Source organism: Alcanivorax xiamenensis (assembly GCF_009846745.1).
GTDB classification, from domain to species: domain Bacteria; phylum Pseudomonadota; class Gammaproteobacteria; order Pseudomonadales; family Alcanivoracaceae; genus Alloalcanivorax; species Alloalcanivorax xiamenensis.
The window spans coordinates 1-24,305 of sequence record NZ_AQPF01000032.1; the positions used below are offsets into that span (position 1 = coordinate 1).

Genomic DNA, 24,305 nt, shown 5'->3' on the forward strand with positions numbered 1-24,305 from the left:
GGGCCGGCAAGCGGGGCTCGCAGCGGGCGGCGCGTTCCTCACGCCCAGAGCCCGGATCGCGGCAAGCCGCAGGGCGATAGCCGTGGCCGTGTCTTCGTCTTCTCCCCGCTTTCGGTGCGACCGCCGTATGTCGAATATGGCGTGTGCTGTATCGCATACGCCCGGCTCCCTGGCCGACCGCGCCTGCGCCTCTGCGCTTTCTTCCGCATTGCCCCTGAAAAACCAAGGCAAACCCTTAAAAAGCACACAAAGAAAAACGGCTTCATTCGTGGTGGGTGCCACGAACGAAGCCGTTATTTTTCAGATCGACATCAACGCCGCCAGCGTTTTATCGAATCACATCTACACGAACACGAACACGAACACGTTCGACATGGACACGCTCAACACGCTCACGCTCACGCTCGCTTCTTCGGAGCCTATCGCTCCCGCGAGCGTGTTGCAAGTGTCGATTTCATTGCATTTGTGGCAACGAGAGAGGGAGTCTGTGGTTCGCTACCCCGCCCCCTCTCCCGCGCTTGCGGGAGGGAGGCGATGGACACCCATTTAGGGAAAGACAGCCACCTCCAAGGCACTTTGCCGACGCGGGTCAAGTACAGCCCATCCGCCAGGGCGTATCTGTCTGATCTACTTCAGTCCAGCCCCTTACCGGATATCCTGAAAGACGCCGGGGGACGGCTGATGGCTTATGTTTACTGGCCAACCCGCGTGTTGCCGTCACTCAACACCGCCAATGGCAGTTGGCGGCAGCAGCGCGTGGAGCGCCGGGACGCGTGCGTGCGGCTGGGTTTGGCGCTGTTGCGCTATGTGGACCTGGCAAGCCTGCGTGTGGGGGTACCGACAAGAGAGGGGTTTCGCCCCCTCACCTTGTCGTACCTGGGTTACAAGGCTGGACTCTGCCCAGGGCCTACACGGGTATCGCGGAAGGTGGAGCGGGCCTGGCGCGACCTGCGTAACGCTGGCGTGGTCGTCTCCAGCCAGGTCCGCCGTTTCATTGATGGCGAGTGGCACATCTTTGTGGCCCTGAAAGCCTTACGCGTGGAGTTCTTTGAGGCACTGGGGTTCTCGAAACGGCGCGTGAAACGGGAACGCGACACCGCCAGCCGGCGCTTGGAAAAACAGGCACGGAAGTGGTCCCTGTCCGGAACCGATCCACGATCCCTGTCGGACATCGCCCGGTTCATGCTGATCCTGAAGGGGCGCGCGTTTGGCAGTTCAACGTCCCAGCATGGAAGCGTCGGCAGTGCCCCCTCCCCTCAGTCCCCACCCACAGGACCACCGCAAACCTGGTCGAACTGGAATGAGGAAACACGGCGAGCTTACACCCTGAAATGCGCCGATCTGATGATCCAGGATCCGACCCTCTCTCCCGATGCTGTCCACCGCGCCGCGCTGACTTGGTTGCAGTCACGGTAAGTACCCTATTGTCTTTTGGTTCCCTCGTACCCCTTCCAGCCCGTTCATTCTGATGATTTGGCAGCACTTCCCCCTAATCCGTGTGTGTTCTTGCCGGCAAATCCAGCCCGCCTTCCCCAAACGATGAGCGCTAATCCCTAATTCTGTGGATAACACTCTGGGTACCGGTACTTAATTGTCGGGAGGGTTCTGGCTTAAATGGCGGACATTAATACCCTCCTTTAAAGACTTCTCTAGGCAGCAGAGCTGCCTGGAGAAGGCCCCGCTGTCGCCCCAAGGGGCTCCATCTGGGAAAAGCGCTTTTTATACGTCAGTGCTACGCACTGACAACACCAGCTATACAGTGTGAAGGGCCGGTCTCCGGTCCTGTCCACCGTGCTCTTATAGCATTGGGTTCTATACAACGTGGGCGGGCAAGAGACTGAGGCACGCATTGGTGTCGGGGCCAAGGCGCCGGCGGCCCGCCGCTTCAGCATCAATCAGACGATCGGTGTGCCGCCTATCATGCCGCTACGCGGCATAGGATTCTCCGGGTACAGAGGCGTCTACAGGGTTAGGTGTGAATGGTCTCCAATGGCCTTGAAGGTAATGCAATTCAACATTACTATTAAGCCACATCCAGATAGGAGCTGAACCATGAGCACACTCACCGTGACCGTTAAAGGCCAAGTGACCTTTCGGAAAGAGATCCTGCAGCATCTAGGGATCAAGCCTGGCGAAAAGATCGAGTTGGACTTGCTGCCCGATGGGCGCGCAACGCTGCGGGCCGCTCGGCCCAAGGGCTCATTCCGGGCGCTGCGGGGCGTGCTCGAAGACAAAACCAACGGCGCCCACCTGAGCATCGAGGACATCAACGAAGTGATCGCGGAGGCAGGCTCGGAAGCAGGAGCCGACGGGCAATGAAAATCACCGCTGACACCAATATCCTGGTTCGTGCCATCGTTAACGATGACAAGCCCCAAGCTGCCCGTGCCGTTCGTGCCCTGGAACAGGCCGACATGGTAGCCATCAGCCTGCAAACCTTGTGCGAGCTGGTCTGGGTGCTGGGTCGCGGCTACAAGGTGGGCCGTGCGGATATCGCCACGGCGATCCGCCTGCTTCTGACCACAAAAAACGTGGTGGTTAACCGGCCAGCGGCCGAAGCGGGTTTGGCCCTCTTGGAAGCCGGCGGAGACTTTGCGGACGGCGTCATTGCCTACGATGGGGCCTGGCTCGGTGCGGACACGTTTGTCTCGTTCGACAAGAAGGCCGTTTCCCTGCTGAAAAAACAAGGGCAAACAACCCGCCTGCTTTAATAAGTACATCGTATAGGGAATCCGGCGCTATCAGGGAGCCGTCCCTCTCTCTTAAATAACACATCACCGCGCTCCTATTTTCCGTTGTCGCTCCTGCCCTTGTGTTTCAGGTTATCGCTGACAACACATTTCGGAGGGAGGGTTTTGGTGATGAAACTTATAAAGCGGCCGCACCGGATAATCAGTGACCGAGCCGCGTGTTTCAGACGGGCGTGGGCGGGACCGGGGACACGAGGACTTTTACTAATTGGCCTCCTCATTGGGTTTTTGGGATGGCTGTCCAGCGTATCTGGGATCATCGAATCCGGCGCGTTGCTCAGCGATGGCATCTGGGCGATGTATACCAACCCCTTCGCTGTCCTAACCGTTTTGCTCGGCCTCACCTTCATTGCCGCCTGGTTTGCTGATCGTGATGATTACGATCTGGCGACGCCCGAAGGCGTGGCGCAACTCATTCGTCTGTCGCAATTGAATCCCGAGGTGAACACCTTCCTGATCCAGGGGATGCAATCGGCCTATCTACCGCGGCGCCGGGACCTCATCGCGGCGCGAAGGATCAATCGGAAACGGGTCCGCGCTGAGCAACTCGCGGAGCAACGTCGTCAAACGTTCATTGACCTTAAGGAAGGCCTGTTTTCAGAGCCTGAGAAAACCACGGCCCCAAAGCGAACCGCGTGGCCCTCGGTTTGGATCCTGCTCCAGCGGCCGAACGCCGTAGATTGGGCGTTGCACGAACTACCGGCTTCCCGAGACGCTGCTATTGAGCAGGTCAACGTGGTGTGGACGGGACCTGGTGCCTACACCTTTATCCAGGAGGCCCATGATCCGGATAGCGGCGAAAACACCACTGTCGAAATGACGCTAACCGCGTATGCCAAGGGCGAATTCGGACTGACAGAGTTATCTCCGGGTAATGGCGTTGACGCGATCAGGGAGGATATCACCCGATACCTGAAAGCCGTTGCTGGTGATCCCAGTGAATCAGCCATAACCCTGACGCTGAATACCTACGACAACACGCCGGACTGCCGGCCCCCACGCGCGTCGCTGAGTCTGGAGAACGCTGCCGGAGAGACGATCGGCGAATTCAGGCTGACGGTAGGCCATCGGCTCCGGCTATCCCGAGAGTCCGAGTCGCCGAACGATCCTGTCTATGTGTGTGAGCTCCCCACACTACGTGCGGTCTTCCGGTTCGTGCAGATCGCCCGCGATACCTTCCACTGTGACCACGTTGAGTTCCATCCGGCCATCGAAGACACGTTTTGATATGACCTTCGACACTGTCAACACGAACTGGCCAATCAGCGTCGCCATGTCCACGGTGCTCGCCCTGCTGATCACCAGGCCATTGTCTCAGGCTGGTGGCGCGTCCCAGCGGTGTGGATTATCGGCATTCCCGCCATCGGCATGATCCTATACCAGGTAATCTGGCCCAGCGTGTTCTCCCTTCTCTTCGGCATCATCATGGTGATTGCCATTGCTATGCTGACCCGCCAACAGTAATAGAGGGTGAAATCAGGTTTTTCTTCATTGGGCTAAAAAAATTGAGCCTATCATAATGTACATTATCTGCCCCGGCCTTCCCCCCAATCTTTACAGTAGCGTCTGACAACACTGCGACAAATCGAGTGAACGACGCCATGGCCGACAACACCCAGCCCAACGACACCTCTCGTACTTCTCCTGCCCCTTCCTCTGGCGGCAGTCCCATCGAACCGGGTCGGCTGACCAACTCCGTCAAGATGACAATACAGACACGGGTGGCGCAACGTCTGATTCACGGCCGGCGTGCCGACCCCACAGCAGGCGTACCGGCCATTGTCGGTCTCTACCGGTACGCGGCCATGACACGGCAGCTGTGGACCGCTGCGGGGAATGATGATCCGTATGCGGATTGGTGGCTGCTCCGCGTCGAGCAGGAAACGGATGCCGTGCGTGAGCAGATCCAGGGGCTGCGCCAGCATATCGATCGGCTTCTGGAGAGCGCACCGGCCATGGATATCGCGCTCGCCCACTCCCTGGAGCCCGCCGTTGTCGAGCTGACATTTGGAACGCCTTACGCCTATCAGGGGGCATACCTTCTTGCGGATCTGGATGAGTTGGTCCTGGCGGTCATGACCGCTCGTTTTGTCGGCCTGATGGATCGGGAGACCTTCGAGCGCCATCTTGAGGAATCAGGTCGGGGCGTTCGGCGGTTGTTTGCCACCATTCAAGGATACCGACATTTGGCCGTCACCCGTGACGATGTGCGCCAGGCTACCCAGAAGGGTCAGCGTGCCATCGAGCTGATGGGAGAACTGCCCGACGAGATACTGAGTGGTGCGCTGCGGGCGGCCCACGCGCCGCCGCTCAGGGGCCATGCTGATACCTCTGGCCCTGAGGCTGCGCCAGAGGAAGCCGACCCTGAAGACAAAGATGCTGCGGCAGATGATCCGGATGTCAGTCGCAAGGATTAACTGGAGCATTCATGATGCGTTGCCGCGGCGGAGCGGCCCCAGACGCTGGCCTCCTATCGGTGATTACACTGTAATCACTTCGGAGGCGGAGCGGCCCCAGACGCTGGCGCAGTCATTCCTAGCTTTCTGACAACACACCCTCAAATTTTTCTGACAACGCAGGTCCCCTATTTTCTGACAAACTCCCCTTTAAAGGGTTTAACCCTTTAAGGGTAAGAGGGGCTGACAAGGCATCTATCGACTATGACGGCATACCGCGTTCATCTGGTCCGGGCTCGGCTGGCAGAGCTGGAGCAACAGATCGCCCAGGCGGAACAGGACGGCAAAAATCTGCGCCAAGCGTTTCGGCAGCGGTTTCCCCGGTCCCCCTTCTACCTGGTGCGCTACCCCAATCGCACCATGACACTGTACCGGTGGCGCCGGTCCAGTCATCGGCACTGGCGCGGCCAGGACATCCCCGCTGGGCTCAATCATCCGGTCAACCTCGCCAGCGAAGGCGGGGCTCTGCTATTGCAACTACTGCCCGAATCCGCCCGCCCCCACTATCTGAAGTTCGAGCGCCAGCGGCTGGATCTCAATCTGACGTTGTCGCTGCGCCATTACGAGCGTCAGCGGTTGCAGGATTGGCTGGCCAACGTCAGTGCCATTGGTGCTATGAGTAAACAGGGTAAACAGCACGGGTAGAGATAGAGCGCCATCAATTCACTTTTTTTGTTCCACGTGACACACAGGTGATACATGACCTTTTCAGCCAGACAACAGCTTTGCCTTATGACTCTTTTGATTTCATCGGTTTTGCTGTCGGGGTGCAGCGATCCACCGCACTTCGAGGGTCAATACACCGGCACACTGGGCGATCAGTGCATGCCCGGCAGTGGCTTGCCCGCTGCGCTGGATATGCGCTTGGACATCCGCATCGATGACGCCGAAAGGCGTAACCCGTCCTATATTGCTCGCTTGCGCTCCAACGCCTTTGGCGAGTTTCCGGTTTCCGCGCCGGGCAAACTCGATGGTGACCAGCTCGTGTTCGAGTTTGATAAAGACGAGGTGCGCGGCTGGACCGGGTACCAACCCCAGCTGCTCGTGGTTATGACGTTGGAACCACATACTGGGAAGGAAGGGCATCTATGGATGAGCGCGTTCAGCTTGACCGCCCTGGACGCTCGCACCGAATCCGCCAACATCGAGACTGTCACGCTGGAGGATCTGGCCGAACGTTCGCCGGCTAACGTCCTGGGGGAACGTGGTCTGTGTCTTGCGCCGGCCCCTTAATCAGGACGTGGGCGTCAGCACAACATTGGGGTATCACGGCGGGTGGGTCAGACACCCCGTCGTGAGACCAGATTGACTCAGCACTTTCTGGACTCCAGGGACAGCACGATTCAGGAAGCACCAGCCTCACACCGACCTGTCATCGTCCGCGCCAATGTATCCCACCACGAGCCACCCGCCGTGATGTCGGCCATTCTCAAGCCAGACGCGATCCGGTGTCTACAGTGTAGACACCGAAGACCAGCCTCGCCGACGCGACAGGGGGCCCGCCCCGCATTCCCGAGGCCCAACGACGGTCGCAAGCCGCCTAAAGGTCAGTCCAAAAATCGGTCTCGGCGCTCACGATCCTCATCGTGATTAAAATCCCACGGATTGCAGTCTCGTTTATATATTGGGTGCCCTACCCATTTCGTTCAGCCTGATCACCAATGCTTCACTATCACGATCCATTACGTCATCCCCCCTTGAGGTAACCGTATGGCACTCAGAATCACCGGCTCAGGCAATCTCGGTTCCGCCCCGGAACTGCGTACTGTCGAAGTCAACGGCGAGGACCGTAAGGTCGCCAGTATGCGCGTCTTCTTCGATCACTCCGTTCCGGACGGCAACGGAGGCTTTGTCGATAAAGGAGGCTGCTGGCTGACCGTATCCGTTTGGGACAACCGCGCCGAGCACGTCGCCCGCGTTCTGCGTAAGGGAATGCGCGTTCGCGTGGAGGGAACACTACTGGAGCGTCCCTGGGAAAAAGATGGCGAGGCAATGACGTCCCAGGAGGTCAACGCCCGTAGTGTCACGCTGGAACTGGCCCGCCTGGAAAGCGTGACGCTGCGCCCGAAAGCCTCCCCAGGGCAAAGCGCAGCGGCGGAGCCGGAACACACGGATCCGCAATCGTCTTTTGATGACACAGGTGCCGGGGCATTCTGACGCGCCCGGCGTTGACCCGAATTCACCGAGCACTATCCCCCAGCCGGCGGTGGGATAAAACACCGGCAGGCAGAGCAGGCACCCGCACCTCTGGTTGGCTTCAGACAGGCTTCGCCTCATCTGGACTCGCCCAAACGCTGAACACAGGGGCTGTGATCTGCCAGGGGAGACCGCCTCCGGGCTCCCCTCTTTCTTCTTGATGGTCTCGATTGCAACGATTAACGCTTCGGCACCGGCCTCCCCTCCCCCCCCCAACATGGCCGGTGTCTTTTTTTACCGGGGTATCCATTTTCATTTTTCGCTGTTTAGGAGTGTCGCATGACCACGGTCTATCTCTGCGAAAAGCCCTCACAAGGTCAGGACATCGCTCGGGTGCTTGGCGCCACTCGTAAGGGCGATGGCTGCCGAAACACCCAGTCGGAAGACGTGGTCGTGACCTGGTGTTTTGGCCACCTTTTGGAGATGGCGCCGCCGGAGGCCTATGACCCGGCACTGAAATCGTGGTCCCTGGACACATTGCCCATCATTCCGGCGCAATGGCGCCTAGTGGTGAAGCCCAGCGCCCAACGCCAGTTCACCATCATAAAAAAATGGTTGGGGCGGGCGTCGCGTCTGGTGATCGCCACCGACGCGGATCGTGAGGGCGAAGTGATCGCCCGGGAAGTGATGGCGCTATGTGGCTACCGGGGCCCGACCCAGCGTTTATGGCTGTCGGCCTTGAACGACGCGGGTATCCGCAAGGCGCTGTCCCAACTGCGCGACGGGACGGAGACGTACCCGTTGTATCTGGCCGGGCTGGCTCGAGCCCGAGCGGATTGGCTGGTGGGCATGAACCTAACCCGGGCCTACACGATCCTGGGCCGAAACGTCGGCTATCCAGGTGTGTTGCCCGTCGGGAGGGTGCAGAGCCCGACGCTACGGCTGGTGGTGGATCGGGATCGTGCTATTGAGGCCTTCAAGCCCTCTCCCTATTGGACGATTACCAGCACCCTGGAGGCACAGGGCATTGCGGCACCCGCGTTCCGAGCCCATTGGCAACCACCAGCAGAGCACTGCGACAGCCAAGGCCGCTGCATCAATGAGACCGTGGCCCGCACCGTGGCGCAGCAGTGTTCCAGTGTCGGAGCACAGGCTAAAGTCACCGATTGCAAGAAGGAGAGCAAAGGCGCGGCGCCGCCGCTGCCTTTCGATCTGAACAGCTTGCAGCAGGAGGCGGGGAAGCGGTTCGGGTTGGCAGGCGATCAGGTCGAGAAGGCGGCTCAGGCGCTCTATGAGACGTATAAAGTGATCAGCTATCCGCGAACGGAGTGCCGGTATCTGCCCACCAGCATGCACAGCGAGGCTCCCGAGGTGCTGCGCGCGCTGCTGGCCAGGGAACCGGAGTTGGCCTTGATACAGCCGTCGCTGGATATAAATCGGCGGACCAAGGCGTGGAACGATACCGTAGTGGAAAAAGCCTCGCACCACGGCATTATTCCCACCGTGGAGTCCGTCGATCTGGACCGCCTGTCAGCGACGGAACGGCAGGTGTATGGTCTCATTCGGCGACAGTATCTGGTCCAGTTCCTCCCGGACCACCAGTACGATGAAACGGAACTGACCCTGTCGATCCAGGGGCATACTTTTGTGGCGAAAGGAAAAGCCACCGTGGATCCAGGTTGGACCCGGTTGTTCCCCTCGTCGAAGCCCGCACAGCGCGCTGGGAATGATCCTCACGGTGAAGAGGAGCAGCAAGACGGAAGTGGCGACAACGGCACCGTTCCGGACCTGCCGGAAGGCACGTCCTGTGCTGTCCAGTCCGTGGGCTGTAATCGCAAGATGACCACACCGCCGGCGCGTTACACCGACGGCACCCTGATCGCCGCCATGAAGAACATCGCCAGGATGGTGACCGATCCCCAGTTACGCGCCATCTTACGGGACACGGCCGGCCTGGGTACCGGCGCCACCCGGGCCAACATCATTGCGACCCTGAAAAAACGGGGTTTCATTGAGAAAAAACGGGGTCACCTGGTGTCCACGGAACAGGGGCGTCAGCTGATCGATGCACTGCCCAGTGCGATCACCAACCCCGATACCACCGCCGCCTGGGAGCAGGCTCTGGAAGATATCGCCACAGGCGAGGCCGCAATGGACGACTTCATGCGCCGCCAGCTCGACTGGCTCAACACCGTTGTCACGTATGCGAAGGGACAAACCCTGTCCGCCCTGGCAGCTACCGTCAAAAACAACGCGCTGCCCTGTCAGTGTGGTGGCTCCGCCAATGAGACCGCCAAAAGCTGGCACTGCACCTCCTGCGGCAACACCGTCTGGAAAACCACGTTCGGTAAGAAACTGACGGTCAACCAGGCCGCCGGGCTCCTGGTGGGCAAGACCGTGGCCCTGAAGGGACTGGTCTCGAAAAAAGGCAAGAAGTTTGATGCGAAGGCGACACTGCGAGACGGGAAAGTGCAGCTGAGTTTCGATTAACCCTCTCGGACACGGGTTCCACCGGGACCCGCAACCTCGACGTGACGGAGACCACCATGAACCACGACGACATCCTGAATAACCCGGCCCAACTCACGGAGCACGCTGGCACCGAGGTGACCAACGACTGCTGCGGCTACGATCTTGTGTTCGCCTTGCGCGATCGCCACCACGCGTTCTCGTTGTCGATATCCACCGTGCTGGAGTGCCTCTCCCTGGCGGAGCAGCAGGGGGCCATCCCCCCTCTAGCGCCCCTGTGGTGGTCCAACGTCGCTGAGCGCTATCATCTGGACCTGGCTCAGATTATGGGGCCCAATACGGCCAATGAGTGAGCGTCGGAGTACGGAGACCATGGATGTGTACAAACTCAAGACCCGCGATGCGCGCGGCAAGCCCATCAGCAAGGACCGCTTCGAGGAGGAGACGCGGTGCCGATACCCCTGGTACCAGCCGTCCTCTGACGGCAAAACGTCCCAGTTCGCCGTCTGCCCAGGCTGCGACAATCCCATTCAACTCATCGGCTTGTATAAACTGCCCGCCAATACCCCACGTCCCTTCGGAAAGCACACCACGCAATCCATCAGGGGCTTGACGGAACTCGATCCCGAGGAACGCGATAACTGCGCTTACTTCAAACCTCGTCAGCACAACAAGTCGGATCGCCGCTCTCGGTTTGACGGGATACCCCGTAAGATCGTTACTCTCCTGATTGAGCAGTTCGATCGCGTCGTTTACCTGCTTGAGAAACAGATCGGCGTGCGTTTCTCTCGCGCCACCTTACAGAAAATGCTGCGTCAATACCGCGGGGAGCAAGGTTTCATGTACACCGGTGCGATGCTCCGAAATGTCCCCTGGATCTTCGCCTATATGTCCGACTCGACAGACCTGTACGGTCAGGCTATCCGCAACGACGCCATCATCAGCGCCCTCCTGGAGAACGTGCCGGAAGCCTATATCGATCCTCAAACCCATCGATTGCTCGCGCGCCCGACCTCCCCGGGGCAAAAACGACGCTACTTCAGCGCGGCGTTGTGCTTCATAAGGCATCACCCTCGAAAGTCCGAGCAGGGATCGCTGCTGGAAACCATGCGCCTTTCCGTATCCGTCCGCTGGGATCAAGAAATCGACCCCACGGTGATCCACGAAGAGATCATCACGTTCGATTACGATTTCTTTGAGCGGCTGACGCATACCCCTGACCAGAGCCACAGACGCTTTGAACTGGTGGAACTGGCCAGAGAAGAGCTGGGCGATCTGATTTCATAAGCCCCTGATTTAGGTGGTCTGGATGGCCTTACCGCTCGACAGGGGCACGTTGGTGCATTCCGAACATCTGGACCAGCAACGAACCAGGCGCTAGCAGGGCGGTATTGACGGATACGTCCCGTTTTGATGAGATGAACGGGCAATACCGTGCTGCCGGTTAACGCAGCGCCCTTCAAGCCCCACCCGGATCGTGCAATGGGGCGGCCTTCGGGCCTCGATCCTTCTTTCCAACCCACCCACACGGGGAGCCTCCCCGGCGGGTGCTCCTCTGTGTATCCTATAATCAGAGGAGCTGAACGAGATGAGCATGTACGCCATCGACACCTTGGCCTTCGCCAAGAAACTACGGAACGCCGGCCTCTCCGAGGAGCAGGCTGACACCATCGCCGAAGCGCACGGCGCCGCCTTTCGGGAGGCTGCCGAGCATACACTTGCCACCAAGACGGATCTCTCCGAGACCCAAACTATACTGAAGCAAGATATCAGCGCTGTGCGCACTGAGCTGAAGCAGGATATCGTCGAGCTGCGTACCGAACTGAAACAGGACATCGCTGAGGTTCGTACTGAACTCCACTCGTCACTGCGGACCCAGACGTTTGCTATCATCGGCGCTGTCGGCGCACTGATGGCCCTGTTCCAGTTTATCGGCTAGACCTAGCCACTCTTCTTACCCCTATTCACAACTCACCCTGACCGGGAGCCACCTTCCCGTTAGGGAGACGTCTGTGTGGTGTTTCTCGGTGTCTTTTAACCGTATAGGAGAAAGACCATGCAACAGACTGGATATCTCGCCGTGAAATATTGCGGCCTGTCTTTACCCCTCCGCGTTTTGTGCAGTGGCGCCGGTTACTACATCGGCACCGGCAGCGACGAACTCGGTCCCGTCTCACGGGAATCGGAAGAATACTGGCCGACCCGGAACGCCGCCCAAACGGCACTGGATACAGGCAACTGGACACAAAAGCACACGCCGTAATTCGGCTCGAATCACACCCTCACCCTCGACGGGGCGTCACCGATCCCGTCAGGGGCGTCACCAGCTGGTGACGTGGTGGTTCTCCGCCGTCCTCGATCCCTATCGTTAAGGAGAACGACCATGTCCCATCTCGATCTACAACACCGCGTGAATCGCGGCACCTTCTACGCCCGCTCAGCGGTCGATCATTTCACTCGCTGGAAAGCCACGGGCAGCCCCGCCGCACAGATCCACGCGCGGCACTGTTCCTACATGGCCGGCCGGTTTCGTCTGGTGCTCCCGGGTGATCTCGGTCGTATCCCCGATCTGCGGCGGCAGTTTTGTCGCGGTTTTCTTGATTCCATTAAGTCGGACTACGAGCAGCAACTGATGCGGCCTGATGCCCATGCATTCACACCGTCCACGGAGGTCCTATGAACATCTATCACTCACTCTGCCCGTCTTGTGGCAATGAGGCGGATCACCTGATGGACGGCACCGCCATCGCGGTGCGTTGTGTGCACTGCGGTTACTGGGCCGGCGAGCTGTCAGAGGCCCAAGAGCGGCGTTTGAAACGGCACCAGGGTCGGCGAATGGGCTCAGGCAATGGTGAGACTCATTCGATTCTCAGTCCCGAGGAATACTGGGCGTTGACCTACCTGATCCGGCTCGCCAAATCCGACACCGGACAGAGCGCCAGGGTGGCCAACTTTTTATTGAGTTGGTGGAACAGCGCCTCCTGTGGGGCGTTTGCCCTCACCGACCTGTGGGGCCTGGATGATGAGATCACTCAGGCCATGCAAGTGGTCATTCGGTTCTTGTGCCGACGGCAGGTCTATCCGGACACGCTCGGCTTTAAGGACGACTTCCAGGCTATCATCCGGCAATGGCGCCCTCATTTGCTTGAGGAGGAAGCCTGACGACGCTTTACCCTTCCGGGGCGCACTGCGCCCCTCCTTCTTCTCCCCCCCGGGGGAACACATCCCCTTTGGGCACGCTTTCAGACAACGCGTGGTGTTCTCCCTATTCCATTTTCCCCTGTACGTTAAGGAGAACCACCATGTTTGATTCCAACTCTGATTCCACTCATCTCACGACGCCAGCGGCCATCGCGGCACAGCTTCAACACCTGGCGAGGGAAGCAACGCAGTGTTCCGGCTCTTCCTATGAGATTTACCAGGACCTATTTTCCGGGAGCGTCGATGCGCTTTTGGAAGCGATAGAGGATCCGGCCGTCAAAGCGGCGATTCTCGACGCGGCCAGAGAGCACGGCGATTACGTCACGCGAGACGAGTTGGAGGCCATGCGCGAGGCCTGGATGGACACCGGGGATTGCTACCACGGGTTTGACCCAAATTGCTGCCCTCTGGGTTGCGGTGATCTCCCTGAGTTCGCTCCCTGATGACGATTAACCCTCTCCACCTCCTTCCACCACGGGCGCCTCTGGCGCCCTTTTTATTGTCACTGTCTCAGCACCCGCCTCTCTATTTCCATTAATTAAAACAACGCGGCAGCGGATTAGCCGTTGTTCGCCCCAGCCCGCTTCGGCACCGTTCCAGGCGTTGACACGTCACACACGCTTGGACCGTCCATGAAACACCTACCGCATTCCTTTGTTTCCGTGCTCAGCCTGCCCCTGGTCCTACTATTGGGGGCCTGCTCGGCGATGCCCCCGGATCAAGCCATGCCTGCGTCGTCCGGCGCACCGGAATCCCCCGTACCGCCTAAAACTCAGACGGCCAGTGGACTGACGGATGCTTCGCCCGATCTGTACATGATGGAAAAAGTCTCAGACGCACCCCAGGTAGTCCGCACCGGACGCTACCAGTTATGGGAACTGGGCACATCCTCCGGCCAGGAGCGGCTGATCAACCAGGTCGTTCGCGTCGCTATCCCCAGCACACTGTCGGTCACCGTGAAGGACGCCCTCACGCATCTGCTGGCCGGCACCGGGTACCACCTCTGTGATCAGGTGTCTCCGGATTTGGCGAATCAGCCGCTGCCGCTTACGCACCGGAATCTGGGCCCTGCCTCATTGCACGAGGCCCTGCAGGTTCTGGCCGGGCCGGCCTGGGTGCTCCAGCAGGATCCGCGGCGCCGAGCAGTGTGTTTTCGCGCTCGCACCCCTGCCCCTGAGAACGCCACCGAAATAGCCACCCCAACCCACCAAACCAGCACAACGGCTGCACATCTCGATGCTGGGGAATCAGCCGCAACGCAAGCCCACCAAGCGCGCATGAAAGCCCGACTGAGCCCCGCCTCACAAAAACAGGAGAGTGAATGATGCGGTTTCTATCGTTTCCAGTCGGCGCTTCGGTATTCCTGGTGGCGGCCCTTATCGCCGGTTGTGGCGGCTCTGATGACAACAACGACACCCCATCCGTCGCCGGTGATTCGGACAGCGTGGACGCGGCCTTACCCGTGGGGCCCGCGCCGTCCAGCGATCTTGATGGCGCCGACGATATCGGCATGGGCGACATGGATCCGACCACTACGCCGGTCGAATCCGATGACGAAGCCGCTCCCGTGGACACCCCAAATAACGTCGTTTCAAGCCGGCTTAACGCGCTGGAAGAGCAACAGGACGATCTGTTCGAGGAACTGCAATACAAGACCCGGGACGTGCAAGACGCCATGGCCGCGCATGTCGAAGACTTAACGGCCTCACTGGACGCGCTGACCGCCCGGATGGAAAAAGCGGAAGCCGGCATCACCGCAAACAACGAACGCCTGGATGCACTTGAGAAGAAGGCCGCCACCCTGACCGCTCAAAAAGCACGCGCCGCCTCGTCTCGCGCCGCAGCCCGACGCGACCAGCCTACCGCACCGTTTCTGCTGACCGGCGTGGAATTGCGGGGCGGCATTGAATACGTCGGCGTGACGCCCCGTTCTGCGACCGGTCTGGCCGATGTGCGGTTCATGGCCATTGGGGATCAGTACCGGGGCTGGATACTCAGTGGAATCTCGGACCGGTTTGCGACGTTCCGGGTTCACCGGGAGACCGTCACCGTCCCGTTTTCCAGCCCGTCCTCATAGGTCATCGCCATGATCCGGCCCTTTCCGTTCACATTGATAGCTCCGATTTTCCTGATTTTTCCGGTGGCGTTCACCACCCCCGCCCCAGTGTTCGCCGCCACGGACGGCGCGAACGGGGCCCCTTCTTCTGATTCAACGGTTCCCGCTGATCCACATAAAACCACCGTGCGCCAGCCTACTAGTCGCACGGAGACAGATAGCCAATTCAGCCGAGAGGATAAAGCCCAGATCTGGGGGCTCTCCGAAAAAGAATGGGACCGTTATGAGACCCTGATGCAGGGAATGCACGGCTACCGGTCCAACACACTGGATCCGCTGACCCTGCTGGGTATTGAGGCACGGACCGACGAAGAGCGGCGGCGCTATGCTGAGCAGCTTGCCAGACTCGAACACGACCGGGTGCAGCGTCTGCTCGACTTCCAACGCGCCTACGACGATGCGTTTGCCCGGTTGTACCCGAATGAGCAAGCCATCGCCGACGATAGCTCCCCCACCGCCACACCGGACATGATCGCCCAGGCGGTCTTAAACAATAGCCGACGACCGCGTGTCTTCACCGCTTTGGCACGCTGCGCCGCCTGTGATCGGACCGTGCGCCGGCTGGTAAACAGGGTTGCCTCCGGCGCCTTGCCGGCGCTGGACATCTATGTCGTTGGAGCAAACAACGACGATTCCATTCGCGATTGGGCGCGGTCTCTCTCCATTCCCGCTGATCGGGTGCGCCGCGGGCAAATCACCCTCAACCACGCACCGGACGGCATGGGTCGGAATGATTTGCCCCGGGTACTGGGCGCGGCCATTAGTGCGGGGGAGTAACGGCATGGCCTTACCGCGGTCTCTACTCAGCGTGTTTGCCCTTGTGATGGCGCTCGCCCCGCTCTCCGCTGTTGCCAATGGCATAGGTAACACCAACGAGGGCCATGCGGTGCCGCCGGCGTATACCGCCGCGGCTCTGCGCCATGCGGTGCCTCCAACGGTGCTGTACGCCCTCGCCCACACCGAGTCCGGGACGTCACTCAACGTCGGCAAACGCCCCTGGCCCTGGACGCTCAATGTCGCCGGCCGGGGCTACCGTTACCCCAACCGGAACCAGGCCTGCCAAGCACTGAACCGGGCATTAAAAAATACGAAGGTGATCGACGTGGGACTGGGTCAGCTCAATATCCGTTGGAATCCGGATTTGTTCGGGAACAATGGTCGGTTCGCCAATCCCTGCGACGCCCTGGATCCCTACGACAATCTGGACGCCACCGCCGCCCTGCTGCGTCAGCGGCATAACGACGGCGGCAGCAACGGCGATTGGGGCCGCGCGGCAGGGCGCTATCACCGCCCTGCCGGTGGCGAACCGGCGCGGCGCTACCGGCGGGCGTTCCTGGCCGAAATGAAGGCGCTGAACAGCGCCACCGTCTTCCTGGTTCACCAGGGCGGGCAAGGCGTCACGTCCTCTGAGCCGCCAGACAGACACACGGCGTCCTACGAGTTTTCCTTTTAATTGATTGCAAGGCTGCGCCCCATGTTGATCCGCCCCCTCATCACGCTGTTCACCTTCATCACGACCGCCTCCGCCGTACACGCACAGGTGAATTCACCGCTCACCGTGGTTGCCGACGAAGGCGGACAGCCCGCCCGGCCGTACTACGTGGCCATCGGCGCGGCGCAGGTGGATGAGGAAGACGGCTTTGTCGTAGCGACGCCGGACACTGTGCTGGACCGGCCCGCGACTGAGGCGGACATGTTGCCAGTGGTGTCCGAGCGGCTGAGTATCGGGCCGGTAGTGCCTCGCGCGCTCGATCTCCCTCCCGGCACCACCCCTTTTTTCCTGATTGGCACGGATCCGGACTCGGTGCGGTGGCTCAAGCAACGCCGTGAGCGGCTGGTTGAACTGCGGGCCGTGGGGATGGTGGTCAACGTGGCGACCGCTGAGGACCTCGCCGCCCTGCGCGAACGGGCACCGGGGCTGGAACTGCGCCCGATCCCTGGGGACGATCTTGCAGAGCGTCTCAGCCTCACCCACTACCCGGTGTTGATCACCCCCACCCGACTGGAGCAGTGACCGGAGACCATCATGACCACCGACTCCGTATCCCGCAGCGAGGACCTCATCTGGACAGCCCGGCCCAGCCAATGGCTGAACGTCCCCACTTTTTTTGTGGTCGCCGTGGCCGTGCCACTCTCCGTCGTTGGCCTGCCCTGGCCGTTTTCCATGGTGGGTCTCGTGTTCGTGCCGCCCGCGCTCTGGAGTTACCTGGTGGTGCGCTGTACGCGCTACACCCTGACGCCGCGGCATTTGCGCATTGAGTTCGGAGTGCTCACCCGCCACACCGAGGAAGTGGAGCTGTACCGCATTGAAGATACCGGCCTCTCCGCCCCCTTCTTTTTAAGATTGGTGGGATTGGGCAATCTCTACGTGCTGGGGTCGGACCGGTCCACCCCGCGCATTAACCTGCAGGCCGTTCCCGACACCGAGTCCAAACGCCAGCAGCTGCGGGACCAGGTGGAAGCCGCACGCCGCGCCAAGGGCGTGCGCGTGATCGAGTGATCGAGTGATCGGAGACGCGGCATGAGCCAGGATCACCCTATTGAGTCCTTGTTGCGCCCTGCCGTGGAAGCCTATACGGCAGGCACTTGCCTTGGGTGCGCCGTGCTGTGCTTGTGGGCGCCTTGGGCCATCGCGCTGACGCCTTCAATCGGCTACGGCACCGCCGCCGGCTTTTTGGTGTTCGGGGGCATCCGGGGCCGGCAGGCGTGGCGGATCTGGCGCTATCGCCGCAATATGAAGCGCCTTCCCCGGTTCAGTCTCACGTCACGGCAGATCCCGGTGAGCCACCGCCAATTGTGGCTCGGCAAAGGGTTCCGCTGGGAGGCCATTCACACTCGCCGTCTGTATGAAGCGCAGTTGCCCGAGACGCAGTTTTATTTAGATCCGTCCTTACCCTACCGGTTGGCGCGGTCCCTGGAGAACCGACTGGATCGTTACGCCTGGGCCGCACCGGCTATCCGGCTGCTCAGCGCCGATACGCCGTTTAATCCAGTGAGGCCCTTGCCACCGGTGGGCGGCCTGCCGGCGCTGCACGCCGTTGAGCCTAGCGAACGCGACGTGTACCTGCCACTGGGAGAACGGGTTGGCCACACCCTGGTGGAAGGCACCACTCGGGTCGGGAAGACACGATTGGCGGAGATACTGATCACTCAAGATATCCACCGGGGCGATGTGGTGATCTGTTTCGACCCCAAGGGCGATGCGGACCTCATGATGCGCATGTACATCGAGGCGCACCGCGCCGGCCGCGGCGACGCCTTCCACATTTTTCATCTGGGGTACCCCGCGTTATCGGCGCGGTATAATGCTGTGGGCCGATTCGGGCGGATCTCCGAGGTGGCCACACGCATTTCCGGGCAATTGTCTGGAGAGGGCACCAGCGCCGCGTTCAGAGAATTCGCCTGGCGGTTTGTCAATATCGTGGCCCGGGCCAGGCACGCCCTGGGGCAGCGTCCCACTTACGAACAAATCTTGGCCGACGTCATCAACATCGATGACATCATGATCGAGTACTGCGTCGCGGTGTTACCTCAATACGATCAAACCGCCTGGGATCAGATCCGCGAGATTGAAGGAAAACTCAAGCCGAACGCCATCCCCCGCAATATGCAGGGCCGTCACCCCCGGGTCGTCGCCATTGAGCTGTACTTACAGGGCAACCCCGTAGCCGATACCGTGCTGCAAGGGCTTAGATCCGCCGTCCGCTACGACAAAACCTACTTCGATAAAATCGTCGCCAGTTTGCTGCCGCTGCTGGAAAAACTCACCACCGGCCAGACCGCCCAGCTGCTGAGCCCGGACTACACCGATCTGGAAGACAAGCGTCCCATTTTCGACTGGCGTCAGGTTATTCGCCAGCGTGGGATTGTGTATATCGGGCTGGATGCCATGAGCGACTTTGAAGTCGCCCAGGCCGTGGGCAACTCCATGTTCGCGGATCTGGTCAGTATGGCCGGCCACATCTACAAGCACGGCATCGATGATGGCCTGCCTGATATCGGACGTCGCGCCGGCAAACTCCCCATCAACCTGCACTGCGATGAATTCAACGAACTCATGGGCGAGGAGTTTATTCCGCTGATCAACAAGGGCGGCGGTGCCGGCATTCAAGTTACTGCCTATACGCAGACCCTGTCCGACATTGAGGCGCGCATCGGCAATGCCGCGAAAGCCCGCCAGGTGGTAGGTAACTTTAATAATGTGATCATGTTGCGGGTGCGGGAGGACCGAACCGCGGAGCTACTGACCCGGCAACTCAGAAAGGTCTCCATCAACCAACGCATGCTGATGTCGATGACCTCGGACAACAGCAACGTCGATACGGATCAGGATTTTTCCAGTTCCGGCGGTGACCGCGTCTCCACCGTGCAGGTACCCATGATCGAACCGGCCGATGTCGTTTCACTCCCCAAGGGCCAGGCGTTCGCGCTCCTAGAAGGCGGGCAGCTGTGGAAGATCCGGATGCCCCTGCCGTTACCGGACACGGGCAAGGAGATCCCCGACGGCATCGCGGATCTGGCGTCACGCATGCGCGAGAAATACCACACCGGCGATCACTGGTGGGAAACGGTGATGCCCGCACCCATCCAGATTACCCCGCCGACCGGTGACGTTGGTGTGCCGGCAACGCCGGCCTCGTCCATCGCCGGTCTTGCGCCTCAAAAAACAAACTGGGAGGGGGATTTTGAGGTCGCATCCGGTTATTCGAACGACCTGAATGATCTCGATGACGGCGTGGATGAGGACTGAAGGGTAAACCATGGCGGAAACGACGGCTCAATCCATTCAGCCCAGGCACGGGCGTCGTACCCCACCCGGTCTTCTGTCCCGGCTGCTGGGGCTGCCGTTCCGGATCCTCGCGGTTCTTTTAATCTCGATTATCTCAGCGGTCCTGATCGAATGGGTCGGAATGGCGTTCCAGTGGTGGGACCAGCCTGGGGCCGAGCATGCGCTGCACATGATGCATACGGAAGTCGGCTGGTTGGATAGCCATTTTACGCAATCACTGTTGCTGTCCAACCCGGTGGTGACGGTACAAGCCGCCGTGGAAGCGGCCTTCGATACCGTTCTGATTAAAACCGGCATTGGGCCCGCGCTGATGCAGTATTCCAATGAATCCGGTTGGCTGGGCACTGTAGCGACCTACCTCCTGGCCGCCATCTACATTGCACTGGTCATCCTGGTACGGGCCGTGATCTTATTCTTGACCTTCCCACTGTTCATAATGGCCGGGTTGGTCGGGTTCGTGGATGGGCTGGTGCGGCGCGATCTGCGTAAATTCGGCGCGGGAAGGGAATCCGCGTTCATCTACCATCACGCCAAGCGCTGGGCCGGGCCGGTCTTCATCACCGGCTGGTTACTCTATTTGAGTGTCCCCTGGTCCATCCATCCCAACACCTTCCTGTTGCCCTGTGCCAGCCTGTTTGGGCTGATCGTCAGCATCGCTGTGGGGTCATTTAAAAAGTATTTATGATTGAGGCATACCAAGCAATAAACGGGGGTATTCGCCAGAAGCCCCGAGCCAGTGGCGGTTCAGGGCGATCGTATCATCACTGCAGTTTAGGAAAAGACAACGTAAAGAACCTCGTACAAACAGTCCCCTTCTGGAGTGGCCCACTCGACTCGGCCAACCAAGGATCCTGGCCTCTGAAGAAAGGCCCCGATTTCTTTATACTCACCCGGTGCCGCAGCCTGGTCCCTTTGTATCGCCGCGATGCCCTGCAACTCAATCTCACCGCGTGATGACCACCAGGCAGAGAGCTCTGGATAGCGGTTCATGACCAGCATCACCTTGATCACGTCGTCTTCAAATTCTGGGCATTGATCAAGGTAAGCCAAACGTTTCAGATCACCGAGCACCGGTCCAGAATTTGAGTGCAGCCGATTTTTAACCTCTATCCCAATCCAAGGATCCGTCCCCAAATGGTAGGACATCAGGTCCAGGCGCATCCCCATAGGGAGCGGGTACTCAGCGGCGACATAGTACTCACCGTGTTTGATTAATTCCCCCGCAATATGGTGCGTAAGATTCGCCTCGTTGATTTCCGAGTTACTATAGCGCTCAGAGCTATTTATATCCTGATGTTTCTTGAGGGTTTCAACTGCCGCGACAATCCGCTTCTCAAATAACTCCATTTCCTTCTGGGTACTCATTTTATGCCCCGAATAGTTAGATATGAGTAATGGGTGATCCCGCCTCGAACTCAGAGGATCAGGACAATAGGAATAATATATCATTGAAAATATATGTCTACTAACCCCATTCCGGCTTCACTTGGCCTTCGAGACCCCAGCCTTGAGCCAGACAAGAAAGGCGCTGCTTTTCCGCATCTCCCCTCTTGGAACACCTCCCATCGTCCCCACTTTTCGTTTCGCCTTCCCAATGTGAAGGGATATCGCAATAACCCACTAAAGAAGGAGCGCAGCCTATGGGGCCTGTTCGAAGGCTATATCTGACGATCATCGACTCGATATCATTACTTCAGCGCCGACTTCTCAATCGCCGTACCATGCGCGGCCAGCGTCAACGGCGACGACAAACCCGGCTCGGGCGGGTTCTGAACGTGGTTCAGTTCGAGACCTCCGGCGTGTATCGCCGGCTCGATGGTCTGGATGAAATCGAGATATGGCTCCGCTCTCATCATCCAGATATCGACGATCGCTGCGAGTACTTGATCAGCATCCTTGAAACCGAAAGGCTTTTTTTACATCAACTGATCAACGCCTGTGAAAAGGCTGACCACTACTTCATGGTATGGAGTGGCGTACGGGCCCGCCAAAGAAGTCGATAATCAGCCCAAGAGGGTTTCCACATTGAATTGGGGGGTACGCATCTGGCCAAACCAAGTTGATGACGTTCCCTCTTTCTCCGCATTTCAAAACCCACCTTTTTCGCAAAATTCTGACGTCAGGACGTTTGGATTATCCGTTCCGCGCGCCTCCCCCCTTATCTAGCCTTCCGGTCATCACGTTCATCACAGGACTGACCGGGCATGAGGTTTCCCTCTTCGTTACAGCTTCGCACACGGACTCTGACCGCTTTCACTGCTGTCTTGATCTTAGCGGTCACCAGTGGGGCCTCCCGTGTTGCCGTTGCCAGTGACGTTAACGACGCCATCCAACGGCGCGATCTGGCGTTGCTCCAACAACGGTTGGTGGATCTGCAACGGGTGGTCGATCGGCTCGCCTCTCGGCCCGTCCGTCACCAGACCGATGCCCACGCCTTCCGCGCCGGCCAACGGGTTTTCCTCGATGTGGACGCCCTGCATCGCGATCTGCAAATCGTTATCGACGGCATTGAGTCCTACATGGCGCCCCCGCGCCTGCCACCACGGCGCCCAACGCCGCTTTCCGGTGACTATCTCACTGACACAGCCCTGGAGCGCCAGTGACGTATGGATCCCTCCTCCGCGTTTCAAGTTGGGGCCGGCCAGTCCTGGGCGTTGTTCGCCCTGGTCATCGCCGGGCTCGGCTGCACCGCCGTGCTGCTGTGGGCAGCGTGGGCTTACATCAGCACCTTCCACGGCTGGTCCAGCCATCGCGTGCCCGGGACCATCGCCGGCCGCGCCGTAATCCGCATCGCGGTGGTCGTCCTCCTGCTGTCCTGGGTTTTTCTTTCTTAAGTCGCCCTTTCACCTGCTCTGCGCTCACTACTCTATGGAGATTGTTACGATGAATCGTTTTTTCCATCCCGTGTTCCAAAAAAGCCGTCATCGCATTCACGAGATCAAGACGCTGTTTTACCGGGTCCTGGCCCTGCTGACCGTGGGTATCACGTCATCGCCAACCCTGGCTCAGCTGCCCACCATGGATGAACCCACCCGGGGGGAAGGCAGTGGTTTGATGGAGACCATTCAGAACTACCTATACGACGCCGCAATCCTGGGCGGGCTGATCATCGCCACCGTCGCGTTCTACATCGTGGGGCAATCGGCGCTCGCCAAGTACAAGGAAGCCTCTGAGCGCGGTCAGTGGGGCGCCTTCGGGATCACCATCGTGGTCGGCATCATTCTGATCGTCGCCGTGATCTGGCTGGCCACCAAAGCCGCCGAAATTTTGTAAGTCATCGGTTCAAGGCGGATTACGATGGCCACACCCACCATTACCTTTTTGCCCTCCCGGCTCAATCAGGCTCCGGTGGTATTCCGGGGCATGACCGGCCGGGAGGTCGCCTTGGCGGCGGGTGCCGGCGTTGCCGTGGGATTGATTCCGGGCATTGTCGCCGCCTTCGCGCTCGGCATCGCCATGGTTCCGACCTGTGGCGCGTTGGGTGCCGGGGCGGTGGTGTGGTTCGGAGGGGGCGTGTTACGGCGTCTACGCCGTGGCCGCCCGGAGACCTGGCTGTATCGCCGCATCGCCTGGTCACTCGCCTTGCGCGGGTTCGCCAGCCGCCATCGCTTTATTACCCAGTCCGCTATCTATGGCACCCGGCGGCACGCTGCTGTTCGCTCCAAGCACCGCACCCATCCCTCTCAATCCACTCAAAAAAACCGGAAGGGAGTATGAGTCGATTTCGACACGCTCAGTCCGCCCGCGATGCCCACATCCTGACGTTGCGGGTCATCGTCGCCGTGTTGCTGCTGTTGTGCGGCGGGATGTGGTGGGGCTGGAAAAGCGCGCCCCAGGATCTCACCATCCACAACCCGCCCGATCTGCGTTCCGGCAGCACGCGCAAATGGTGGGAGGTGCCGCCCAGCACCGTCTACAGCTTTTCATTCTATATCTGGCAACAGCTCAATCGATGGCCGGCGAACGGCGAGGTGGATTACAAACGGAACCTGCACGCGTACAGCGCGTATTTGACCCCGCAATGCCAGGTGTATCTGGAGAACGACTACGCCGCCCGTCAGCGCCGCCAGGAGTTGAAGGGGCGCGTGCGGGGGATGTACGAGATCCCGGGACGGGGCTTCCGCAAGGACGCGGTCACCATCCTGGATCGGAACCACTGGGTCGTTACGCTCGATCTGGCCATCGACGAACACTACGCCGGTACCCCGGTCCGTGACGTTTATGTGCGCTATCCGATCCGCGTGGTGCGCGCCGATGTGGACCCGGAACGCAATCCCTGGGGGTTGCAGTTGGATTGCTTGGCCGATACCCCGCAACGGCTGTCCGTGCCCCGTGGCGATACCGGTGACGACCCGACCGGCAACGCCGACTCAACGGAGAAATAATTC

General features: G+C 59.8%; 32 protein-coding genes. 31 read left to right on the forward strand and 1 reads right to left on the reverse strand.

Translation table 11 applies throughout. The features are described from left to right. The 25 genes from A6D6_RS15695 to A6D6_RS15815 form a co-directional block, all read left to right on the forward strand. The coding region (locus tag A6D6_RS15695; RefSeq protein ID WP_236564127.1) for a hypothetical protein at positions 1-550 on the forward strand (550 nt) is incomplete at its 5' end. After that, a complete protein-coding gene (locus A6D6_RS15700; RefSeq protein ID WP_159661216.1) occupies positions 535-1,416 on the forward strand; it encodes a hypothetical protein in 882 nt (293 codons plus the stop codon). The genes A6D6_RS15695 and A6D6_RS15700, both read left to right, overlap by 16 nt. Positions 1,417-2,052: 636 nt before the next feature. Then, positions 2,053-2,319 (forward strand): AbrB/MazE/SpoVT family DNA-binding domain-containing protein, encoded by a 267-nt coding sequence (locus A6D6_RS15705; protein ID WP_159661217.1) that lies wholly within the window; start codon positions 2,053-2,055, stop codon positions 2,317-2,319. Then, positions 2,316-2,711 carry a type II toxin-antitoxin system VapC family toxin gene (locus tag A6D6_RS15710; RefSeq protein ID WP_159661218.1) on the forward strand — a complete coding sequence of 132 codons (396 nt, stop codon included), beginning with the start codon at positions 2,316-2,318 and terminating at the stop codon, positions 2,709-2,711. The genes A6D6_RS15705 and A6D6_RS15710 overlap by 4 nt, the downstream gene beginning before the upstream one ends. A 147-nt stretch (positions 2,712-2,858) precedes the next feature. After that, positions 2,859-3,977 (forward strand): hypothetical protein, encoded by a 1,119-nt coding sequence (locus A6D6_RS15715; RefSeq protein ID WP_159661219.1) that lies wholly within the window; start codon positions 2,859-2,861, stop codon positions 3,975-3,977. A gap of 374 nt (positions 3,978-4,351) precedes the next feature. After that, entirely contained in the window at positions 4,352-5,167 is an 816-nt protein-coding gene (locus A6D6_RS15720) for a PFL_4669 family integrating conjugative element protein (RefSeq protein ID WP_159661220.1), read from the forward strand. Between the two features lie 243 nt (positions 5,168-5,410). Beyond that, positions 5,411-5,851, forward strand: coding sequence for a hypothetical protein (locus A6D6_RS15725; protein WP_159661221.1), 441 nt, complete (start codon positions 5,411-5,413; stop codon positions 5,849-5,851). 54 nt (positions 5,852-5,905) lie between these two features. After that, on the forward strand, positions 5,906-6,439 hold the full coding sequence (locus tag A6D6_RS15730) for a hypothetical protein (protein WP_159661222.1): 534 nt from the start codon (positions 5,906-5,908) through the stop codon (positions 6,437-6,439). A gap of 477 nt (positions 6,440-6,916) precedes the next feature. Beyond that, positions 6,917-7,363, forward strand: a complete 447-nt coding sequence (locus A6D6_RS15735; RefSeq protein WP_159661223.1) for a single-stranded DNA-binding protein — start codon at positions 6,917-6,919, stop codon at positions 7,361-7,363. 318 nt (positions 7,364-7,681) lie between these two features. Continuing rightward, complete coding sequence (locus tag A6D6_RS15740; protein ID WP_159661224.1) at positions 7,682-9,832, forward strand: DNA topoisomerase III; 2,151 nt, start codon at positions 7,682-7,684, stop codon at positions 9,830-9,832. A gap of 56 nt (positions 9,833-9,888) precedes the next feature. Continuing rightward, positions 9,889-10,164, forward strand: a complete 276-nt coding sequence (locus tag A6D6_RS15745; protein WP_159661225.1) for a hypothetical protein — start codon at positions 9,889-9,891, stop codon at positions 10,162-10,164. Between the two features lie 19 nt (positions 10,165-10,183). Beyond that, complete coding sequence (locus A6D6_RS15750; RefSeq protein WP_159661226.1) at positions 10,184-11,098, forward strand: hypothetical protein; 915 nt, start codon at positions 10,184-10,186, stop codon at positions 11,096-11,098. Between the two features lie 301 nt (positions 11,099-11,399). Next, on the forward strand, positions 11,400-11,750 hold the full coding sequence (locus A6D6_RS15755; protein ID WP_159661227.1) for a CCDC90 family protein: 351 nt from the start codon (positions 11,400-11,402) through the stop codon (positions 11,748-11,750). 117 nt (positions 11,751-11,867) lie between these two features. Further along, the gene (locus A6D6_RS15760) at positions 11,868-12,074 is read left to right on the forward strand and encodes a hypothetical protein (protein WP_159661228.1); all 207 of its coding nucleotides are present in this window, start codon (positions 11,868-11,870) and stop codon (positions 12,072-12,074) included. 120 nt (positions 12,075-12,194) lie between these two features. Further along, positions 12,195-12,491: a hypothetical protein gene (locus A6D6_RS15765; protein WP_159661229.1), complete on the forward strand. Its 297-nt coding sequence runs from the start codon at positions 12,195-12,197 to the stop codon at positions 12,489-12,491. Further along, positions 12,488-12,973 carry a DUF7673 family protein gene (locus A6D6_RS15770; protein WP_201303810.1) on the forward strand — a complete coding sequence of 162 codons (486 nt, stop codon included), beginning with the start codon at positions 12,488-12,490 and terminating at the stop codon, positions 12,971-12,973. The genes A6D6_RS15765 and A6D6_RS15770 overlap by 4 nt, the downstream gene beginning before the upstream one ends. A gap of 140 nt (positions 12,974-13,113) precedes the next feature. After that, on the forward strand, positions 13,114-13,455 hold the full coding sequence (locus A6D6_RS15775; RefSeq protein ID WP_159661230.1) for a hypothetical protein: 342 nt from the start codon (positions 13,114-13,116) through the stop codon (positions 13,453-13,455). Between the two features lie 189 nt (positions 13,456-13,644). Beyond that, a complete protein-coding gene (gene pilL2 / locus A6D6_RS15780; protein ID WP_159661231.1) occupies positions 13,645-14,337 on the forward strand; it encodes a PFGI-1 class ICE element type IV pilus protein PilL2 in 693 nt (230 codons plus the stop codon). Next, positions 14,334-15,089: a hypothetical protein gene (locus tag A6D6_RS15785; RefSeq protein WP_159661232.1), complete on the forward strand. Its 756-nt coding sequence runs from the start codon at positions 14,334-14,336 to the stop codon at positions 15,087-15,089. Before pilL2 ends, A6D6_RS15785 begins: the two co-directional genes overlap by 4 nt. Before the next feature lie 9 nt (positions 15,090-15,098). Next, positions 15,099-15,905 carry a TIGR03759 family integrating conjugative element protein gene (locus tag A6D6_RS15790; protein WP_159661233.1) on the forward strand — a complete coding sequence of 269 codons (807 nt, stop codon included), beginning with the start codon at positions 15,099-15,101 and terminating at the stop codon, positions 15,903-15,905. Between the two features lie 4 nt (positions 15,906-15,909). Next, on the forward strand, positions 15,910-16,581 hold the full coding sequence (locus tag A6D6_RS15795; protein ID WP_201303811.1) for a transglycosylase SLT domain-containing protein: 672 nt from the start codon (positions 15,910-15,912) through the stop codon (positions 16,579-16,581). Between the two features lie 87 nt (positions 16,582-16,668). After that, positions 16,669-17,142 (forward strand): integrating conjugative element protein, encoded by a 474-nt coding sequence (locus A6D6_RS15800; protein ID WP_236564128.1) that lies wholly within the window; start codon positions 16,669-16,671, stop codon positions 17,140-17,142. A gap of 12 nt (positions 17,143-17,154) precedes the next feature. Beyond that, on the forward strand, positions 17,155-17,628 hold the full coding sequence (locus A6D6_RS15805; protein WP_159661235.1) for a PH domain-containing protein: 474 nt from the start codon (positions 17,155-17,157) through the stop codon (positions 17,626-17,628). 21 nt (positions 17,629-17,649) lie between these two features. Next, on the forward strand, positions 17,650-19,878 hold the full coding sequence (gene traD / locus A6D6_RS15810) for a type IV conjugative transfer system coupling protein TraD (protein WP_159661236.1): 2,229 nt from the start codon (positions 17,650-17,652) through the stop codon (positions 19,876-19,878). 10 nt (positions 19,879-19,888) lie between these two features. Next, a complete protein-coding gene (locus A6D6_RS15815) occupies positions 19,889-20,602 on the forward strand; it encodes a TIGR03747 family integrating conjugative element membrane protein (RefSeq protein ID WP_159661237.1) in 714 nt (237 codons plus the stop codon). Positions 20,603-20,688: 86 nt separating this feature from the next. Here the strand turns inward: A6D6_RS15815 and A6D6_RS15820 are convergent, their stop codons facing one another. Further along, positions 20,689-21,282 (reverse strand): hypothetical protein, encoded by a 594-nt coding sequence (locus A6D6_RS15820; protein WP_159661238.1) that lies wholly within the window; start codon positions 21,280-21,282, stop codon positions 20,689-20,691. A 275-nt stretch (positions 21,283-21,557) separates the two neighbouring features. On the opposite strand from A6D6_RS15820, the gene A6D6_RS15825 reads away from it, so the two are divergent. The 6 genes from A6D6_RS15825 to A6D6_RS15850 all read left to right on the forward strand — a co-directional run bounded on the left by A6D6_RS15825 (position 21,558) and on the right by A6D6_RS15850 (position 24,302). Continuing rightward, entirely contained in the window at positions 21,558-21,920 is a 363-nt protein-coding gene (locus tag A6D6_RS15825) for a hypothetical protein (RefSeq protein WP_159661239.1), read from the forward strand. Between the two features lie 201 nt (positions 21,921-22,121). Beyond that, the gene (locus A6D6_RS15830) at positions 22,122-22,520 is read left to right on the forward strand and encodes an integrative conjugative element protein, RAQPRD family (protein ID WP_159661240.1); all 399 of its coding nucleotides are present in this window, start codon (positions 22,122-22,124) and stop codon (positions 22,518-22,520) included. 3 nt (positions 22,521-22,523) lie between these two features. Continuing rightward, positions 22,524-22,751: a TIGR03758 family integrating conjugative element protein gene (locus A6D6_RS15835; protein ID WP_159661241.1), complete on the forward strand. Its 228-nt coding sequence runs from the start codon at positions 22,524-22,526 to the stop codon at positions 22,749-22,751. A 49-nt stretch (positions 22,752-22,800) separates the two neighbouring features. Next, a complete protein-coding gene (locus tag A6D6_RS15840) occupies positions 22,801-23,190 on the forward strand; it encodes a TIGR03745 family integrating conjugative element membrane protein (protein ID WP_159661242.1) in 390 nt (129 codons plus the stop codon). A gap of 24 nt (positions 23,191-23,214) precedes the next feature. Beyond that, positions 23,215-23,634 (forward strand): TIGR03750 family conjugal transfer protein, encoded by a 420-nt coding sequence (locus A6D6_RS15845; protein WP_159661243.1) that lies wholly within the window; start codon positions 23,215-23,217, stop codon positions 23,632-23,634. Further along, complete coding sequence (locus A6D6_RS15850; protein WP_159661244.1) at positions 23,631-24,302, forward strand: PFL_4703 family integrating conjugative element protein; 672 nt, start codon at positions 23,631-23,633, stop codon at positions 24,300-24,302. The genes A6D6_RS15845 and A6D6_RS15850 overlap by 4 nt, the downstream gene beginning before the upstream one ends. Positions 24,303-24,305: the final 3 nt, after the last annotated feature.